Source organism: Acinetobacter sp. DL27 (assembly GCF_055810995.1).
Genome location: NZ_CM147947.1, coordinates 1,165,479 through 1,181,985, shown reverse-complemented (window position 1 = coordinate 1,181,985; position 16,507 = coordinate 1,165,479). Strand labels below are relative to the sequence as shown.

Here is a 16,507-nt window from a genome sequence, read left to right as displayed (position 1 = left end):
TTGAATTTTAAGCCTAGGGACATCATGTCTGTAGACGAGTTGCGGAATAGATGATTTTGTCATTTGGTCATCATATTTATCATGCTAAATGAACAGAATGATCACATTCGCTGAAATAGTCTGGAGTAAGATTCGGTTTTTCCGATTCTTGTAATGTAAAAATACTGTTTCAGCAATAACAAAAATTTCGATACCCTATTCAACATTAAATACAAACCCCAATCATGGAGACAATGATGAGCTTGATTAATACTGAAGTAAAACCATTCGCAGCTACTGCATATCACAACGGTCAATTTGTTGACGTAACTGAAGCAGATCTTAAAGGCAAATGGTCTGTAGTATTCTTCTACCCAGCTGACTTCACTTTCGTTTGCCCAACTGAACTTGGTGACCTTGCTGACAACTACGCTGAATTCCAAAAATTAGGCGTGGAAATCTACGGTGTTTCTACTGACACTCACTTCACTCACAAAGCTTGGCACGACACTTCTGAAGTTATTGGTAAAATCCAATACCCATTAATCGGCGACCCAACTTGGACTCTTTCTAAAAACTTCGACGTTCTAATCGAAGCTGCTGGTCTTGCTGACCGTGGTACTTTCGTAATCGATCCAGAAGGTAAAATCCAGATCGTTGAAATCAACGCTGGTGGTATTGGTCGTGATGCTCAAGAATTACTTCGTAAAGTTAAAGCAGCTCAATACGTTCACGCTCACCCAGGTGAAGTTTGCCCAGCTAAATGGAAAGAAGGCGAAGCAACTCTTGCTCCTTCAATCGATCTAGTAGGTAAAATCTAATTTAGATTAGATTGAACACATAAAAAACCACGCTTTTTAGCGTGGTTTTTTATGTCCAAGATAACAGTACAATATGACAAGAACGAGAAAAATACAGAACAATAAACACCTGTCCTCTATGCGCTGTAAATGATTCATGACTGGAATTCAGTGCTTGTACCCGCTACAGTAGAGTGAATATATGCAGCTCTTTGAAGAAGAAAAATGACTTATCAAGTTCATATGATTGATGTGAAAAACCAACTCCAAAACTATATTTGGCTGCTGAAACATAGCTCATCAAATCAAGTCGTGGTGGTTGATCCAACTGAGGCTGGATTAGTTGAAGATTATTGCACTGAACATGGCTTAAGCATTGCTCAAATTTGGCTGACTCATTGGCATAAAGACCATATTGGCGGTGTCTCTGACCTGATTGCGAGTCGGAATATTCCTGTGTATGGGCCACGTGAGGAATTATCTAAAATTCCATTCATCACCCATGCATTGATGGATGATGACTATTTTTCATTTCATGATTTACATGTCGACGTTTTAGCAGTTCCTGGCCATACACTGGGCCATATTGTGTACTTTATTGAATCCATCCAGACTTTATTTTGCGGTGACACCCTGTTTGCTATGGGCTGTGGGCGAGTGTTTGAGGGTACACATGAGCAGATGTATCATTCGCTCAATCGTTTAGCAGCTTTGCCTGCCGAAACCAAAGTCTATTGTACGCACGAATACACGCTCTCTAATGCGAAGTTTGCCAACCATGTCGAACCAGACAATATCGCTATTCAAGAGCGTTTAGACCGTGTCGAAACCATGCGTTATTTGGGCCAATGCACCCTTCCTAGCAGTATTGAGATCGAACTCGAAACCAATCCTTTTTTACGCACAGAAAATGTTGAAGAGTTTAAACGACTGCGTGATCTGAAGGATCAATTTTAATTGTTCTCCTCCCCTTTACAGAGACTGCTGACTAACGCAGTCTCCTATTATGTATGCTTCTATTGAGTTAAAATGATCAGTTGGGGCTTCTACCCTTAACCTTTGAGCTCTCAAAATTTCAACCAATGCAGTTTCAAGCCACACGATGCCAGAATCGAATGATCACGAGCAAGGCTGTTTGAAAATACTGTCTCAAAAGACCCAGCCTTTGAAAAAAATCATTACATTTCTACTTACGACAAAATATTTCTCTACAACGAATGCACATCATCCTAAAGTATTGAGACTCATCTCAAAATATTATTATTTTTCATCATGATAAAATTATTTTAAACAATGAAAGACTCTCGTTTATGCTTTCTATACGTTTTCGCCTTAGTTTAGATTGCTTTAAAAAGAGACAAAAACAAAAATATATAAAAAAATCCCCTTTAAAAAAGCGTGAAATATCCCTATTAATAATTTATCAGTGAAAAAGGAATATCCTCGTGAAAAAAGTAGTGAAAGCAAAAAACCTCATCGCCTTCCGTATTTGGCTAGAGAAATTAGGTTATTCAGTTAAAACCTTAGCAGACAACCGTGGCTTTACTTTTAGCTTTAAAAAAGAATATGGACTGGTGACTTGCGACCTAGCGGGCAATAACTTGGCCATGCAGCTCGGTGAAGAATTCGAAGACCATTTGAAAGCCTAAAATTGCTCCATACTTACTTCGCGTGATGAATCAAAATTTAGCCCCTTAAAGGGGCTTTTTTTATATATGAATCATCTATTAAATTTTAGGCAATAAAAAAGCAAGGCTTAATACCTTGCTTCATTACTGATGGTGGGGACGGAGAGACTCGAACTCTCACACCTTGCGGCGCTGGAACCTAAATCCAGTGCGTCTACCAATTTCGCCACGTCCCCATCAGGGTGCTAACTTTGCGTTAGACTTTAAGTTGGCAGAGGATCAAGGATTCGAACCTTGACGAACGGTTTTGGAGACCGTCATGCTACCATTACACCAATCCTCTATTGCCTTATAAACCATCTTAATTCAAATGATTTATGGTGGGGACGGAGAGACTCGAACTCTCACACCTTGCGGCGCTGGAACCTAAATCCAGTGCGTCTACCAATTTCGCCACGTCCCCAATGGCTGTGTATATTATAGCGATAGACACTATATGACAAGCGCTTTTATAAGCAATCACCCGCTTTTCTGTCATAAAATCGGCAGTTGAATCTATTTTTATGCTCTATCTATATAAAAAGGCTATTCAGTTCTTCACTAAATTTTAGGCAATAAAAAAGCAAGGCTTAATACCTTGCTTCATTACTGATGGTGGGGACGGAGAGACTCGAACTCTCACACCTTGCGGCGCTGGAACCTAAATCCAGTGCGTCTACCAATTTCGCCACGTCCCCATCAGGGTGCTAACTTTGCGTTAGACTTTAAGTTGGCAGAGGATCAAGGATTCGAACCTTGACGAACGGTTTTGGAGACCGTCATGCTACCATTACACCAATCCTCTATTGCCTTATAAACCATCTTAATTCAAATGATTTATGGTGGGGACGGAGAGACTCGAACTCTCACACCTTGCGGCGCTGGAACCTAAATCCAGTGCGTCTACCAATTTCGCCACGTCCCCAATGGCTGTGTATACTATAGGGATCATTTTCGCATGACAAGCAATTTTTAAGAAAAACACACTCATTTGATTAAATAAGAAACAAAAATCATATACTTGGCTTTTTCTCATTCAATTTCAGTCATTAAGCATCGTTTTGCAGCCATGGTATTTTGCCATCTTTGGCTTTTTTGCTTAGCTAAAAGTCCATGTAATAGTGGACTAAAACCCTGAAAAGGTTCTGGAAGCGCTATCTTCAAAAACTGACAGTGTAAATACGCCCAATCTTGGTAGCTTGATGCCTGCAAACGTTGATCAGTCAACCACTCAAGTAGAATGATCCCGAGTGCATACAGGTCTGTTTGTACGGTATTTGCTTCACCATGAAATAATTCGGGTGCCATATAGCGCGGTGTCGCCGTTAGAACCTTTTGACAGCTTATTTCACCAATTCTTTGGCTCTGCTCAAAATCAATTAACTTACATGTAGAACCATCTAACAAAAAATGCGAAGGTTTTAAGTCAGCATGAATCCACCCCATCTGATGTAATTCTTCAACTGCATTCAGCATTTTAAAAATGATATGAATGACATGATCACGACTTAACTGATGGGGATTCGCCATAAGTAATGATGGAACATCTTTTAAGATGAGTGCGGCTTTCACCAGCTCTGAGTGAAGCTCAAAATTTTCAAGGATTTGCACTTCAGGCAAGAACTTTGGCAGTTGCAGCATCGCAAGTGCATGTTGATAAAAACTAAGTTCAGTGTCAAAGCCGTTAATTAGCGCCACATGCTCTGATAGCGACTGATACTTTAACCAATACCCCTGCCCTGCAACTTCAAAGCGATAAAGCCTTCGCCCCCAACCCAAACGCTGAGTCGGAGTATGAAGCGACATCGCGAGAGTATTCAATTCTTGGCGATTAAACTGCCAAGAATTCGGATTCATTCATCTCTGCCGTATCCAATGCAGTTAAGACCTCTAAACAATGTTGTATAGTTTTCCCGACACGAGCATGTGTTTCAATCATTGAGATTTTTGGCCAAGTTGCACGTTCGCCTTCACGTTGTAAGAGTTTAAATAAATGTGGTCTTGGATTTTGCAGCATATAACTATAATGGCGCAGGCCATATTTCCCTACAATGTTTACATCGCCATAATAACGCTGATCGACCACGCCATAGCCATGATCCAGTAAGCGGCGGATCGGTGGAATCATACCCACACGCTCACGGGCAAAGTCCATCACCCCTTTACTAATCACTTTACCCTGTCTGCGTACAATCCGTTCAGGCCAGCTCAACATGTCTTTCCGAAACCGCGCTTCATCTGACTGCATAAACGGCACCACATGCGGGTTCACTTGACTGGCAATCGTGTAGTTTAAGTTGTATAAACGCGCCATTTTTTCCTGCGGAAAATCGCTACGCACGCTGCCATCAACCCAGCGAGTAGAAGACATATAGGGGGTATATAAGCCATCATGTCGTTTACTGGTGAGCTTGACTGGCGGAAATAGAATCGGCACTGCACAAGACGCGAGTACCGCACTCCATACCAATAAGTCAGGTGAAGTAAAGGTATTCATAATGCGCGGATTTTGTGAGGCGTCATAAGGCGCAACCGCGACATTGTTATACAAGCCTGACTGCTTAAAGGCCTCTTCAAAGGTGACATCACCCAAATTTGCAATTAAAAAGTTTTTTAAATGCTTTACATCCGCTAAGCCGCCATTGCCCTTTAAGATCTCACGAAAGCCTCGAAATTGAAAAGCATCGGTGAAAAAGTTTTCACCATTTAAGATGCTTAGCATTTCTGCAGGCGTTGCTCGCCCCAGCATCGCTGTCATAATGGCACCAGCACTTGAACCAGACAGCACTTTCGGCATCAGGTCTTGCTCAAGCAAAGCCTTGCACACACCTGTATGAAACAACCCTAATGTTGCACCGCCTGAAAACATCATAGCTGGTTGCCCAAAGGCTTTTTGACAGTGCTGAAAAAATTCAATTTTTTGCTGTTTATCTAAACACTGGCAATCCGTAGATGCTACAAATGCTAAACCTCGACTAACTTCTTCAATATAGTCTTCAATAATTTTCTTGGTGCCGACATAGGTTGCGGTAAACAGCATGGGGTGAGCAATATTGGCAATGTCATAACTCAGACCTTCACGTAGCAGGTACATTAAATCGGTCGTACGCTTTTGTTGGCGATAACGTTTCAACAACCCCAAACGATGGGTAATCACTTCTGCATCGAAATAAGGTGAACAGTTGTCATATTTCCACTCTTGCGCCCCTGACTCTTCATCAATTCTAAGCGCAATGCTTTTCCACTCAGTATAGTTGTCTGCCTGAGCCAATTGGTTTTTCAGTTTTTTGATTCGATAGGCTTGGTGCGGGTTAATTTCCCGTGTGAAATCTTTAAACAACATATTCATCCTCACCCACTTTTTTTGTTTTCCTAAAATTTCACTGACACGTTCAACCGTCAGTCTAACTGACTATGTGCAAATTATGTGAGCATTAAAATTGCCATTTCAACCCTAAAATTGGCAAATCTACACCACGTTAAGGGTTTGATGCGACTAAATCGGATGTTAAGATCGACGACAAGTGTAATTATAAGCTGATTAATCATGGCGACCATTGACCTACCGAACAATATCTTAGAAGCACTATCGACTGTACTCCAACAACTACAGCAAAGCCTACCAGAAGTTAAACAAGCACCTGATTTTTCAGCGATTGCCTTTAAATGGGAAAATGGCGAATTAAAAGCGATTCATCAGCTCAAACGAATCGAATTAAATGATTTAAAAGGCATTGAGCGTCAAAAAGAAAAAGTACTGCAAAATACAGAACAGTTTCTCAATGGTTTACCTGCCAATGACGTCCTGCTTACGGGCTCACGCGGTACAGGTAAATCCTCTATTGTACGTGCTTTATTAACGGAATATGCAGAGCAAGGCTTAAGGCTGATTGAAATTGAACGTGATGATTTATCCGAACTGCCTGAAATTCAAAAGCTAATTGCAGAGCGCCCTGAAAAGTTTATTGTGTATTGTGATGACTTGGCTTTTAACGCCGAAGATGAAAACTATCGCAGTTTAAAAAGTGTGCTGGATGGGTCTTTGCAGTCAGGTTCAAGTAATTTTATTATCTATGCCACCAGTAATCGTCGTCATTTACTGCCTGAGTTTATGCATGAAAACACACCTGTGACTCGGGTCGATGTACCGCAGTACACTGAACTGCATCCACAAGAAGCGATTGAAGAAAAAATATCACTCTCAGATCGTTTTGGATTATGGCTGTCTTTTTATCCAATGGATCAAAACTTATATTTGGACATTGTGCAGCACTACTTAGCAAAAGCTCAAATCGCCATGGACGATATGGTACGAGCCGAAGCGCTTCGCTGGTGTCAGGCGCGTGGACAACGCTCTGGTCGTGCAGCGTATCAATTTTCTAAACACTGGGTCGGTTCACAACAATTAAAGCAGCTTTAGGATAAAAATACTGATCTGCACTTAAGTCTCTATTTTATTTAATTTTTTCATAAGAAAAGCCCACCCTGATCAAAGAACAACCCAAATTCCGCATTAGAATTTGGGTTATTTCTTTGAAAAAATGAGGGATGAATATCAGTTCAAGTAGATTTGATCTGGTTATTGATATTTCTCTAAGTGAGTTTCTGGCCCATCTCTGACCACAGCTTGCGCTTTTGCGTAACTCTCCATTAAGCATTTATATTCTGGGCAGACATGATCTGAAAGAATTTCAGCAAAACGCGAGCCTTCAGGACGGTTCCAAGTACGCATTAACTCGGCCACGATCGCAAAGGTATCTGTTGGAATTGCACCTGCTTGGGTGATGCGAGCAATCGTTGTATCTGTGGCTAACTTGCTCCAGTTACCTGATGCATCCACAACACAATACACATTATATCCTTCCTTTCTTGCACTCACCGCTGGAAATGCAAGACACACACTGGTCAACGTTCCAGCAATAATCAATGTCTTTCTGCCCGTTTTTTTGACCTCATCGGCTTTGTTGCACAAACCTACCGATAAAGTCTTATTCGGCAATATAATTCGCAAATGAATAAGCCCACACCTAAAATCTATCGTACAACCAATTGGTCTTCTTATAACAGTGCATTAATAAATCGAGGAAATCTCTCAATTTGGTTCGATCCCAAGACTCAATGGTACGCTCAACCCAAAGGTAAACATGGTCGAAATCAAACTTATTCAGATACAGCCATCCAATGCTGTCTGATGATCAAATCCCTATTTCGATTGTCTTTACGCATGGTCACTGGCTTTGTGCAAAGTCTCATTCATCTTTGTAGATTAGATTGGACAGCACCAGACTATTCCACCATCTGCAGAAGACAAAAGCATATTGATATTGCAATTAACTATCAAAAAAGCAGTAATGGTCTCCAGCTACTCGTCGATTCTACTGGCTTAAAGTTTCTAGGCGAAGGTGAATGGAAGCGTAAGAAACACCAACCTGAATATCGTCGCCAATGGCGTAAACTTCATATTGGTATAGATGCTGAAACCCTTCAAATACGCGCTATTCAACTCACTACAAATAATGTGAGTGATTCACAAGTGCTTGGTGATTTACTCGATCAGATTCCACAAGATGATCAGATTGACTCTGTTTATACCGATGGAGCTTATGACACCAAGCAATGCCGTCAGGTCATTGCAGATCGGCAAGCGCATGCGGTGATTCCGCCAAGAAAAAATGCGAAACCTTGGAAAGATACAAAGATCAGCTCGCTAGAGCGAAATGAATTACTTCGAACAGTTAAACGTTTAGGCAGGACACTATGGAAAAAATGGTCAGGCTATCATCGGCGAAGTTTGGTCGAAACTAAGATGCATTGCATCAAATTATTGGGGGATAAACTCAGTTCGAGAAACTTTCAAAGCCAAGTCAATGAGATGCATGCACGTGTAGCAGTATTAAATAAATTCACAGAGTTAGGCCGACCTCACACCCAAGTTGCCACTTAAATTTGAGTAGATATGGGAAATCTTAATTTTTAAATCTTTGTGCAACAAAGCCGACCTCATCTACAAATAAGGGATTGTCCCACGTATTAATTTGTCCAGTCCGTGGTACATAAACTGCATGCGGAGCAAAGTGGTGAATTTCAGGAATTAAAGGGCCATTGGGGCCATCAGGTACAGAAGCAGTAGTAATTACAGGTATATTTAATAAAGTTGCCGCTTTTGCAATTGCAATCACATAATTGCGTAAGTCGGGTACAGGTACATCGCGTACGGTATTAAAAAGTCCACTTTGATGATCAATCAGTAGAATTATCGAATCATCAGGGTCTAGCATTCCATTAGTAGCCGCCATGGGTAACACCTCTAAATATTCTTCTAATTATGTACTTCCATTGTTGTAATGAAAGTTCCTAAGACAGACCGTCATAGCTTTGTGATTTATACGACCAAGATACTTTAAAGAAAACCTATATCTGCCTTTCATATAAACTAATGAATAATTTTGCGCTCAGAAAGCTAAATCATGTTACGACTTGTAATTGCAATTCATGGCTTTACACTTATTGATGAACACTCATAAAATCTTACAAAAATTATTAAATAAAACATATTAATCAAATACTTAAAACCAAATAAAAAATAGACTTCCAATTTAATTTATAGGTTTTTATAGTTTCAACATTTCATGAGTCATCTAAGATTACACATTCCATACTTATCCACATTTTCTATGGATAAACCTATGGGTAAATACTTTTAGCTTGGTGCTAAGCTAGGTTTAGGCAAGTCAAAAATATTTTTAAAGTCTAAGCAGAGCATTTTTAACAGCCCTTTGGTAAGACCTAAATGTAAAAAGCCCAACATTTCGTCGGGCTTTAAGCTCATCAAATGAAAGTCTTAGACTTCACTGGGATTGGTCAACTCAGTCATTGGCCAGCGTGGTGTTGTAGTTACAGCCAAACCGTCATGCTGCCCTACTTTTAAGCGCTGATAACCCGCAAAAGCAATCATAGCGCCATTGTCCGTACAAAGTGCAGGTTCGGCATAGTAAACCTGAGCACGAATCTTGGTTAAATCTGCTTCCAAACGCTCACGTAAACGTTTATTGGCACTGACACCACCTGCAATCACTAAACGTTTCAAACCTGTTTGCTTCAACGCTTTCACGGATTTTTTAACTAAGGTATCCACGATGGCTTCTTGAAAACTCGCTGCAATATCCGCATCACGGTTTTCGTCATCGAGTTTTTTCATTTGCACAGATACGGCTGTTTTTAAACCACTAAATGAAAACTCCAAACCTTGATGCAGCATTGGACGTGGGAAAGCAAAGGCATTCGGATCACCTTGCTCAGCCAGTTTTGAAATATTTGGGCCACCTGGATATGGCAACCCCATCATTTTCGCAACCTTATCAAAGGCCTCACCTGCAGCATCATCAATTGATTCACCCAACAATTCATACTGCCCAATACCATAGGCAGCCATCAGTTGAGAATGTCCACCTGAGACCAAAAGTGCTACAAAAGGAAATTCTGGCGGCGTTTCCGATAAAAGTGGTGCCAACATATGCCCTTCCATATGATGCACACCAATTGCAGGTTTATTTAAAGCAAAGGCCAAAGTTCGACCAAACAGCGCACCTGTCATCAGCGCGCCCATCAAACCTGGGCCACGCGTATATGCCACGGCATCAATTTCAGATTTTTTTACACCACTTTCTTCAAGCAGTTGATTCATCAATGGAATCAGCTTACGCACATGGTCACGCGATGCCAACTCTGGTACCACACCACCATACTCTGCATGCAGTTTAATTTGGCTGTACAGCACTTGCCCACGTAAACCCGACTCGCTGTCATAAAGGGCAAGTCCTGTTTCATCACAAGATGTTTCTAAGCCTAAAACGATCATTAAACTGCCTATAACCTGTATCAAATCTATTGCGTGAACCATTATAGACTTGTGGTATGAGATGTAAATGAGTAAAATACTGACCTTCACTTGTGATCAGGGCAATGTCGCCCAGATCTTATCCATAACTTAATGAGGATTCTTCATGCCACAAGTTAAATTGAAAGAAGGCGAACCAGTAGACGTAGCTATCCGTCGTTTCAAACGTTCATGCGAAAAAGCGGGCGTTTTAGCTGACGTTCGTAAGCGCGAATTCTACGAGAAACCAACTCAAGAACGTAAGCGCAAAAAAGCTGCTGCTGTTAAACGCTACCAAAAGAAATTGGCGCGTGAATCAGTACGTACTACTCGCCTTTACTAAGATTAATTTGTGATTGACTGCCTGGACTAAATAATGACTACTTTAAAAAGCCAAATAACTGAAGTTTTGAAAGCCACTATGCGTGCTAAAGAAATGGATAAGTTAACGGTAATTCGTGGTCTACAGGCGGCAATTAAGCAAATCGAAGTCGATGAGCGCAAAGAACTTGACGACGCTCAAGTTCTTGCGGTCATTGAAAAACAAATTAAACAACGTAAAGAATCGATCAAAGCCTTTGAAGGCGCTGGTCGAGAAGATTTAGCTAGTAAGGAACAAGCCGAACTTGAGGTTTTATCTCAATTTCTACCAGAAGCTATGACTGAGGAAGAACTTGATTCTATGATTGCGCAAACGATTGCAGCGCAAGAAGCTACTAGCATGAAAGATATGGGTAAGGTGATGAATTCTCTGCGTCCGCTCATAGCCGGGCGCGCCGATCCTTCTCAAGTTTCAGCAAAAATTAAAGCAAAACTGGCTTAATTTAAAAATCTTTAAATCGATTGCGTTGAACTGACCTTAAAAAGGCAGTTCAAAGTTCTACTTTATATAAAAATTATTATTTTTCTTTTTATTTTATCTATTCATTCTCAGCTTTAACATAGATCCTGACTCATCTCTGTTTTATCCCTCTATTTGCAATACCACTTTTCTAAGCTCTAAATTGTCGATCCTTTTGCATTTGGGTTAAACGCGTTTTAATGGTCGCTGACATTGATTCATTATCTTTCGCTAAACGTTGAGCATGCAATAAAGATTTAATCGCCTCTTCTTCAAAGCCCGACCAAAACTGCACTTCAGCTCGATAGCGCAAAACATTAATGGTATGCATTGGCGACTTTTTATCTAAACTCGCGGCTTGCTGCATCAGTCTCCACGCATTCACATCACGCGGATTATTTTTCAAAAACCGATTGAGTACAAGCTGCGCAAGCTCAGGTCGATTTTGACGAATATAAACTTCAGCCAATTTATAATTTAAAGCCCGATTTTCAGGCATGATGCTCGCAGGTGATTGGATCACAGCAAGAGCCTCATTCACCCGATTTTGTCCTAGCAAAATATCAGTTTGAATTAAGGTTTGTAGGTTATGTAATTTCTGATGTGACTTGGCCTGATCTAACACTTGTTGAGCAAGTTTATAGTCACCTTGTTTAAGGTAAAAACTGGCTAAAGCCAGTTGTGCTGCATAGCTGTTACGACTCACCAGCATCTGTAGTTGTTGTTCTGTCGCCTGATTCGAGATCACCATGGTATACAGCTTCAAGATCTCAAAGTCTTCATCACGCCAAGTAGATTTCACTTTAGGCAACTGATTCGCTCTAAGTCTCGCCTCACTCATTCGCTCAGTCGTGAGTGGGTGTGTGAACCAAAAGTCGGGTAAAAAACTCACTCGACTGGTTGCACGGTGCATCACTTCAAAAAAATCAGCCATACTTTGCGGGTTATAACCAGCGCTATACATGTACTGCATCCCTATACGATCAGCTTCACGCTCTTGGTTACGACTATAAGACAGCTGCTTGTCCATGAGTGCGGCTTGCGTACCGACCATGACTGCAGAACCGACATCACCATCGGCTTGAGACGCAACCAAAGCACCAACCAAAATCCCTGCCAGCGCGAGTAACCCCTGCCCCTTAAACGCCTCTTGTGAACGACTATAGTGGCGCTGTGTGACGTGGGCAATTTCGTGCGCCATTACGCCAGCAACTTCATCCATATTATTGGCATTGGTAATCAAACCAGCATTTAATGCAAACAAACCACCCGGGACTGCAAAGGCATTAATTTGCGGGTCATTAATAACCACCAGACCAATCGGTTGACCAAGCTGAGTTTGACTCAAAATGCTTGAAAAAGCATTCATCAGTTGATCTTCTAGCCACGGATTTTGCGTAACAGGTAGCTGACGCTGTACTTCACGATAAACTTTTTCACCAATATAGCGCTCATTATATTGATCAATAAAACCTATACCTGAACCAATTTCGGGCACATTGAACTGTGGGGCATTTGTAAGAAATTGATCTTCTGCAAAACCAACAGTCGAAATAAGACTTAAACTGCACGCACACAGAAAACGCTTCAACCCTCACCCCGACTTTATTTAAAGGAATCGAATGAATATAACATTGATAATTGAATGAAAATGCAATGAAGTGTTATCAAATTTTTATCTAAATTCAGGATTCACCACATATTGAGGTTGACCACCGTCCAATGCTTTCACCAAGTTTTGGTAAGCCAACTCTGACATTTTTTTCCGTGTTACAGAGGTTGCAGAACCGACATGTGGTAACGTCACTACATTGTGAAGCTGAAACAGTGCTGAATCTTGCAAGGGTTCTTTTTCATAAACATCCAGCCCAGCTGCAAAAATTTGCTTTTGCTCCAAGGCCTGAATAAGTGCCTGCTCATCCACCACGGCACCACGCGAAATATTTACAAAAACAGCATGCGATTGCATTTTCTTAAAAGCTTCCGCATCAATCAAATGCTGCGTGTACGCGTTTAGATCAACCGCCACGACAATGAAGTCCGATTGCTCCAGCAGCTCATCTAATTCGCAAAAACGTGCATTTAGGGGTTGTGCCAATTCTAATTTTTCTCGGCGTCCGTGATACAAAATATTCATATTGAAACCATGAAAACCACGTCGCGCAATTGCCGCACCAATATTCCCTAAACCAATAATACCCAATGTTTGACCAAAAATTTCCTGACCAAATTGTGCCTGCCCGACAGTACGCGACCACTGACCAGTTTTGGTCCATTGATCCAAATAAGGCACTTGACGTGCCGCACTCATCAACAAAGTAAAGGCCAAATCTGCAGTCGTTTCAGTTAGCACATGAGGGGTGTGACTGAGCCAAATTTTTGCTTGGTTTAAGTAGTTCAGATCATAGTTGTCATAGCCAACACTGACACTAGATATAATTTTGAGCTGTTTCGCCGTTTCTAGGTTATTTTGATTAAGTAAACGCCCTGCACCAATCATGGCATCCGCATCCGCAACTTGCTCACGGATTTGCGTATTTACATCACCTGCTTTCGGGTTTATGACCACCACGTGATAACGCTGCTCTAGGCGCTGTAATACTTCTGCATCTATTTGACTAAAAACAACGACTTTCTGCTTCATACCTATTCCATATTTTGTTGTTTTGCTCGCATCATGTGCCACAGGGCTTTTTTAAGTAATGGCTGATCAAGCATTTCTTGTAAGCTTGCTGCTTGTGTGACTTTTATACCATTAGCATTTGGTATAGAGCCCAATGCAATAACAGTTTTACCCTGACTTAAACCATCAAAGAAACCTTGAATATAACTCTGAACACCGCGCCCATCTTGGAAATTCAACAAAGGAAAAGGCCAATTCAGCGCATACTTTTGCGCAGGTAAGGCTTGCACAATATTTTGCCACAGCTGTTGCTGCTCCAGGCTCAATTGTGTCGCTTCAATAACCAAGGCACAGTGCTCCAAGGCAACAGCTTGCAACTGAAAAGCCTCAACATGGATTGCCTCTCGGACAATATCTTCTTTTAATGCTGTAACAACTTCTTGCTCAATCGGCTGCGTTGCAATTTCAGCAGGAGGCGCTGGATGTGGAAGCTTATGCTGTGCAGGTGGATGTTCAGGAATGCTTTTGGATTCGGGCTGAGACTGAGGTCGCACAATTTCAGAAATGATCTCAGTCGTACTTTGATCTCGCCAGATCGATGTGGCTACATTTTGTTGAGACGGCAAAAAATCAGGAACCCACAAATCAATTCCTAAACTCGCCAAAACCTCACGCTGATGCCCGATCATCTTTTACCTTCACACTTTATTCAGTGCATATTCTATCGAGAAATGCCTAGAGATGCTGTTCTTTTCACATTATATTCGCATAGACAGTATGCAAATACTAAGAACGCATTAAACCCTCAATTAAACAATCATCAAGCGATTCTTCTTTTGCATTTGTTCAACAATCTCTTCACTGTCAAAACCGAGACGCCAATAGAGCAACTCCAGAACATCCTGCTCATCTTGAGTAATAATGCGGTCATTCCATAAACAAATTTCAGCCACTCCCAAAATACTCAAACGATCTCGCAGCAGCAACCCTGCCATATCATTTAAAATTTCAGCCAAATCAATCGGCTCATCTGAAATTTCCGCATACTGCTCCAACTCTTGCACAGTTAAAACTCGACGCAAGATTTTCTCTCGTACTTCCAGCTGTGTTTCACTATTGATTTGTTGCACATGCAACAAAGCATCAATTAAACGCACAATCTGCGGTTTAACTTCATCTAGGGCCGCAGGTGTATGTACAGGCAACAGATTCAGCTCAAACTTAACCCGTTCGAGCAACAGCGCATCCAACAGTCCAATTTCACCATCTTCCTGAATAATTCTCGCCAACTTTAATAAAAACTGACGTGCAATTGTTGCTGGCATACCACCAATATTTCGGCATGCCTCATGGAAAATTGAAATATGAACACGACCATCTAGGTTTAACAATGAATCAACAATGGCACGACTAACTTCAGCCTCAGCAGGAATAAACTCACGGAATTGGCGAATCATTAAAATCGCGACCATCAGCTCGCGTGAACCTGTTGCGGTTTGTAAAGCACGCTGAATGAGCTCTGGACGTTCAATATGCGCACGTACTTCAGGGTTGAGCGGTTTAATCGCATCTTTAATGGCAAAACTAATCGGAGACAGTCGTAATAAAGGCAAAGGTTGCGGTGAAGTCCAAGGGGCTTGGAAATCTGCGTACTGCTCTTCTAAGGAACGGAACAAGCCAAATAGCGGACGGTTGCGCAGTTTTTCTAGGTTTTCCAACTGTATGTCTTGAACCAAATTCGGATTCATTTCATAAATACGCTCTTCAATGCTTGGATGAATATTCATCCAACTTTGCGCACTTAATGAGTTGGCAAAACACATGTGTGCAATCGACTCAGAATATTCGCTGTGAATTTGTGAACCTGCGTGATGCACATAGATACGCATCAGGGTTTGAATATTGGCATCATTTTGCATCAGGCGGCGTGTTTTCATATCATTTTTTAAAGTACGCCCTCCCAACGTCAGAAATTTAATACAGCGTGTAACCAGCACCCCCAAACTTCCGACCAACCAAATCAAACCACCTGTTGCAACAAAAGTGGTTTCAAAACTTTGCGACTTTTTATGATGAGTTGAAAATCCCAATTTAGCAATTTTACTGCCCCACTGACTAAAGGTGGTGAGAGCACTATATAAAATTTTTAACCGTGTATTTTCAGCGGTCTCACCTGATAAAATTTGATTAAACTCATGGTTCAACAAACCTGTCAGCTCAAGTTCATCAAGGTTTTGCAGTGCGCCCCACGTTAAAATAATCGCAATATCTTTGGGATAAAAACCAGCGGTTAAGGCATTTACCCCCACTTCATCGGGCAAAACATAGACAGCAGGTGTTTCAATTAAAAAAGTATCAGCTAGTTTTTCTGTAATTTTCAGCGCAATACTTTCTTCTGGTGTACTTTCAATCAAACTTAAACGTCGTGCACGCAGTTGCTTGGCCAGACTGTGTCCGCCTGAACGGAACACATACAGCTCATATACTACGGAATAACTCATCACCAAGAGCAATAAACCAATGATATAAATACTCAAGCTATGCCAAAAAATGCTTTGACTCGAATCAAAATAAAAAACCAGCAGTCCAGCCACAGTATTTAAAATAAATAGCGACAAAAGCACCGCCAGCAAGCAGATACTGGCAGACCACAACATGTTTTTATTCTTTATGATTGAATAACTTACACCCTTCAATGTAAATCCCTTTTCTTACATTGTT

The 16,507-nt window shown here is 41.2% G+C and carries 14 protein-coding genes, 6 tRNA genes and 2 pseudogenes; 7 read left to right on the top strand and 15 right to left on the bottom strand.

Annotated elements, in window-relative coordinates:
* Positions 1-236: 236 nt before the first annotated feature.
* The 3 genes from ahpC (at position 237) to AC0KVP_RS05720 (ending at position 2,428) form a co-directional block, all read left to right on the top strand.
* Complete coding sequence (ahpC, locus tag AC0KVP_RS05730) at positions 237-800, top strand: alkyl hydroperoxide reductase subunit C (protein ID WP_004982189.1); 564 nt, start codon at positions 237-239, stop codon at positions 798-800.
* A 204-nt stretch (positions 801-1,004) separates the two neighbouring features.
* Complete coding sequence (gloB, locus tag AC0KVP_RS05725; RefSeq protein ID WP_473339560.1) at positions 1,005-1,736, top strand: hydroxyacylglutathione hydrolase; 732 nt, start codon at positions 1,005-1,007, stop codon at positions 1,734-1,736.
* Positions 1,737-2,224: 488 nt separating this feature from the next.
* On the top strand, positions 2,225-2,428 hold the full coding sequence (locus AC0KVP_RS05720) for a hypothetical protein (protein WP_004696295.1): 204 nt from the start codon (positions 2,225-2,227) through the stop codon (positions 2,426-2,428).
* 130 nt (positions 2,429-2,558) lie between these two features.
* On the opposite strand, the gene AC0KVP_RS05715 is transcribed toward AC0KVP_RS05720, so the two are convergent.
* The 8 genes from AC0KVP_RS05715 to AC0KVP_RS05680 form a co-directional block, all read right to left on the bottom strand.
* Positions 2,559-2,643, bottom strand: a tRNA-Leu gene (locus AC0KVP_RS05715).
* Between the two features lie 33 nt (positions 2,644-2,676).
* Positions 2,677-2,750, bottom strand: a tRNA-Trp gene (locus AC0KVP_RS05710).
* Positions 2,751-2,785: 35 nt separating this feature from the next.
* A tRNA-Leu gene (locus tag AC0KVP_RS05705) sits at positions 2,786-2,870 on the bottom strand.
* Positions 2,871-3,059: 189 nt separating this feature from the next.
* Positions 3,060-3,144: transfer RNA gene (locus AC0KVP_RS05700), tRNA-Leu, on the bottom strand.
* A gap of 33 nt (positions 3,145-3,177) precedes the next feature.
* Positions 3,178-3,251, bottom strand: a tRNA-Trp gene (locus tag AC0KVP_RS05695).
* 35 nt (positions 3,252-3,286) lie between these two features.
* Positions 3,287-3,371, bottom strand: a tRNA-Leu gene (locus AC0KVP_RS05690).
* Between the two features lie 107 nt (positions 3,372-3,478).
* Positions 3,479-4,303 (bottom strand): serine/threonine protein kinase, encoded by an 825-nt coding sequence (locus AC0KVP_RS05685; protein WP_473339556.1) that lies wholly within the window; start codon positions 4,301-4,303, stop codon positions 3,479-3,481.
* Positions 4,278-5,789, bottom strand: coding sequence for a DUF3336 domain-containing protein (locus tag AC0KVP_RS05680; RefSeq protein ID WP_473340431.1), 1,512 nt, complete (start codon positions 5,787-5,789; stop codon positions 4,278-4,280). The genes AC0KVP_RS05685 and AC0KVP_RS05680 overlap by 26 nt, the downstream gene beginning before the upstream one ends.
* Positions 5,790-5,993: 204 nt before the next feature.
* On the opposite strand from AC0KVP_RS05680, the gene AC0KVP_RS05675 reads away from it, so the two are divergent.
* On the top strand, positions 5,994-6,866 hold the full coding sequence (locus tag AC0KVP_RS05675; RefSeq protein WP_010327089.1) for an ATP-binding protein: 873 nt from the start codon (positions 5,994-5,996) through the stop codon (positions 6,864-6,866).
* Between the two features lie 159 nt (positions 6,867-7,025).
* On the opposite strand, the pseudogene AC0KVP_RS05670 reads toward AC0KVP_RS05675, so the two are convergent.
* Positions 7,026-7,403: pseudogene (locus AC0KVP_RS05670) on the bottom strand (isochorismatase family protein); the annotation flags it as partial.
* 54 nt (positions 7,404-7,457) lie between these two features.
* Here AC0KVP_RS05670 and AC0KVP_RS05665 point away from each other — a divergent pair.
* Positions 7,458-8,390 carry an IS5 family transposase gene (locus tag AC0KVP_RS05665; RefSeq protein ID WP_473336427.1) on the top strand — a complete coding sequence of 311 codons (933 nt, stop codon included), beginning with the start codon at positions 7,458-7,460 and terminating at the stop codon, positions 8,388-8,390.
* 52 nt (positions 8,391-8,442) lie between these two features.
* Here AC0KVP_RS05665 and AC0KVP_RS05660 read toward each other — a convergent pair.
* A pseudogene (locus tag AC0KVP_RS05660) lies at positions 8,443-8,742 on the bottom strand (cysteine hydrolase family protein); the annotation flags it as partial.
* Between the two features lie 545 nt (positions 8,743-9,287).
* Positions 9,288-10,304 (bottom strand): tRNA (adenosine(37)-N6)-threonylcarbamoyltransferase complex transferase subunit TsaD, encoded by a 1,017-nt coding sequence (tsaD, locus tag AC0KVP_RS05655; protein ID WP_473339555.1) that lies wholly within the window; start codon positions 10,302-10,304, stop codon positions 9,288-9,290.
* A 145-nt stretch (positions 10,305-10,449) separates the two neighbouring features.
* Between tsaD and rpsU the strand changes: the two genes are divergently transcribed.
* The gene (gene rpsU, locus AC0KVP_RS05650; RefSeq protein WP_001136722.1) at positions 10,450-10,665 is read left to right on the top strand and encodes a 30S ribosomal protein S21; all 216 of its coding nucleotides are present in this window, start codon (positions 10,450-10,452) and stop codon (positions 10,663-10,665) included.
* A 33-nt stretch (positions 10,666-10,698) separates the two neighbouring features.
* Positions 10,699-11,145 carry a GatB/YqeY domain-containing protein gene (locus AC0KVP_RS05645; protein ID WP_004982206.1) on the top strand — a complete coding sequence of 149 codons (447 nt, stop codon included), beginning with the start codon at positions 10,699-10,701 and terminating at the stop codon, positions 11,143-11,145.
* A gap of 169 nt (positions 11,146-11,314) precedes the next feature.
* On the opposite strand, the gene AC0KVP_RS05640 is transcribed toward AC0KVP_RS05645, so the two are convergent.
* From AC0KVP_RS05640 to AC0KVP_RS05625, 4 genes are all read right to left on the bottom strand, one after another.
* Positions 11,315-12,754, bottom strand: a complete 1,440-nt coding sequence (locus AC0KVP_RS05640) for a M48 family metalloprotease (RefSeq protein WP_473339554.1) — start codon at positions 12,752-12,754, stop codon at positions 11,315-11,317.
* Between the two features lie 84 nt (positions 12,755-12,838).
* A complete protein-coding gene (locus tag AC0KVP_RS05635; RefSeq protein ID WP_473339552.1) occupies positions 12,839-13,807 on the bottom strand; it encodes a 2-hydroxyacid dehydrogenase in 969 nt (322 codons plus the stop codon).
* A 2-nt stretch (positions 13,808-13,809) separates the two neighbouring features.
* The gene (locus AC0KVP_RS05630; RefSeq protein ID WP_473339551.1) at positions 13,810-14,475 is read right to left on the bottom strand and encodes a hypothetical protein; all 666 of its coding nucleotides are present in this window, start codon (positions 14,473-14,475) and stop codon (positions 13,810-13,812) included.
* A gap of 120 nt (positions 14,476-14,595) precedes the next feature.
* A complete protein-coding gene (locus AC0KVP_RS05625) occupies positions 14,596-16,482 on the bottom strand; it encodes a M48 family metalloprotease (RefSeq protein WP_164836585.1) in 1,887 nt (628 codons plus the stop codon).
* Positions 16,483-16,507: the final 25 nt, after the last annotated feature.

What these genes read in the sequence shown, in the direction of transcription:
- ahpC (WP_004982189.1), top strand. Translation starts at nt 237, where the DNA reads ATGAGCTTGATTAATACTGAAGTAAAACCATTCGCAGCTACTGCATAT.
- gloB (WP_473339560.1), top strand. Translation starts at nt 1,005, where the DNA reads ATGACTTATCAAGTTCATATGATTGATGTGAAAAACCAACTCCAAAAC.
- AC0KVP_RS05685 (WP_473339556.1), bottom strand. Translation starts at nt 4,303, where the DNA reads ATGAATCCGAATTCTTGGCAGTTTAATCGCCAAGAATTGAATACTCTC.
- AC0KVP_RS05680 (WP_473340431.1), bottom strand. Translation starts at nt 5,789, where the DNA reads ATGTTGTTTAAAGATTTCACACGGGAAATTAACCCGCACCAAGCCTAT.
- AC0KVP_RS05675 (WP_010327089.1), top strand. Translation starts at nt 5,994, where the DNA reads ATGGCGACCATTGACCTACCGAACAATATCTTAGAAGCACTATCGACT.
- AC0KVP_RS05665 (WP_473336427.1), top strand. Translation starts at nt 7,458, where the DNA reads ATGAATAAGCCCACACCTAAAATCTATCGTACAACCAATTGGTCTTCT.
- tsaD (WP_473339555.1), bottom strand. Translation starts at nt 10,304, where the DNA reads ATGATCGTTTTAGGCTTAGAAACATCTTGTGATGAAACAGGACTTGCC.
- rpsU (WP_001136722.1), top strand. Translation starts at nt 10,450, where the DNA reads ATGCCACAAGTTAAATTGAAAGAAGGCGAACCAGTAGACGTAGCTATC.
- AC0KVP_RS05645 (WP_004982206.1), top strand. Translation starts at nt 10,699, where the DNA reads ATGACTACTTTAAAAAGCCAAATAACTGAAGTTTTGAAAGCCACTATG.
- AC0KVP_RS05635 (WP_473339552.1), bottom strand. Translation starts at nt 13,807, where the DNA reads ATGAAGCAGAAAGTCGTTGTTTTTAGTCAAATAGATGCAGAAGTATTA.
- AC0KVP_RS05630 (WP_473339551.1), bottom strand. Translation starts at nt 14,475, where the DNA reads ATGATCGGGCATCAGCGTGAGGTTTTGGCGAGTTTAGGAATTGATTTG.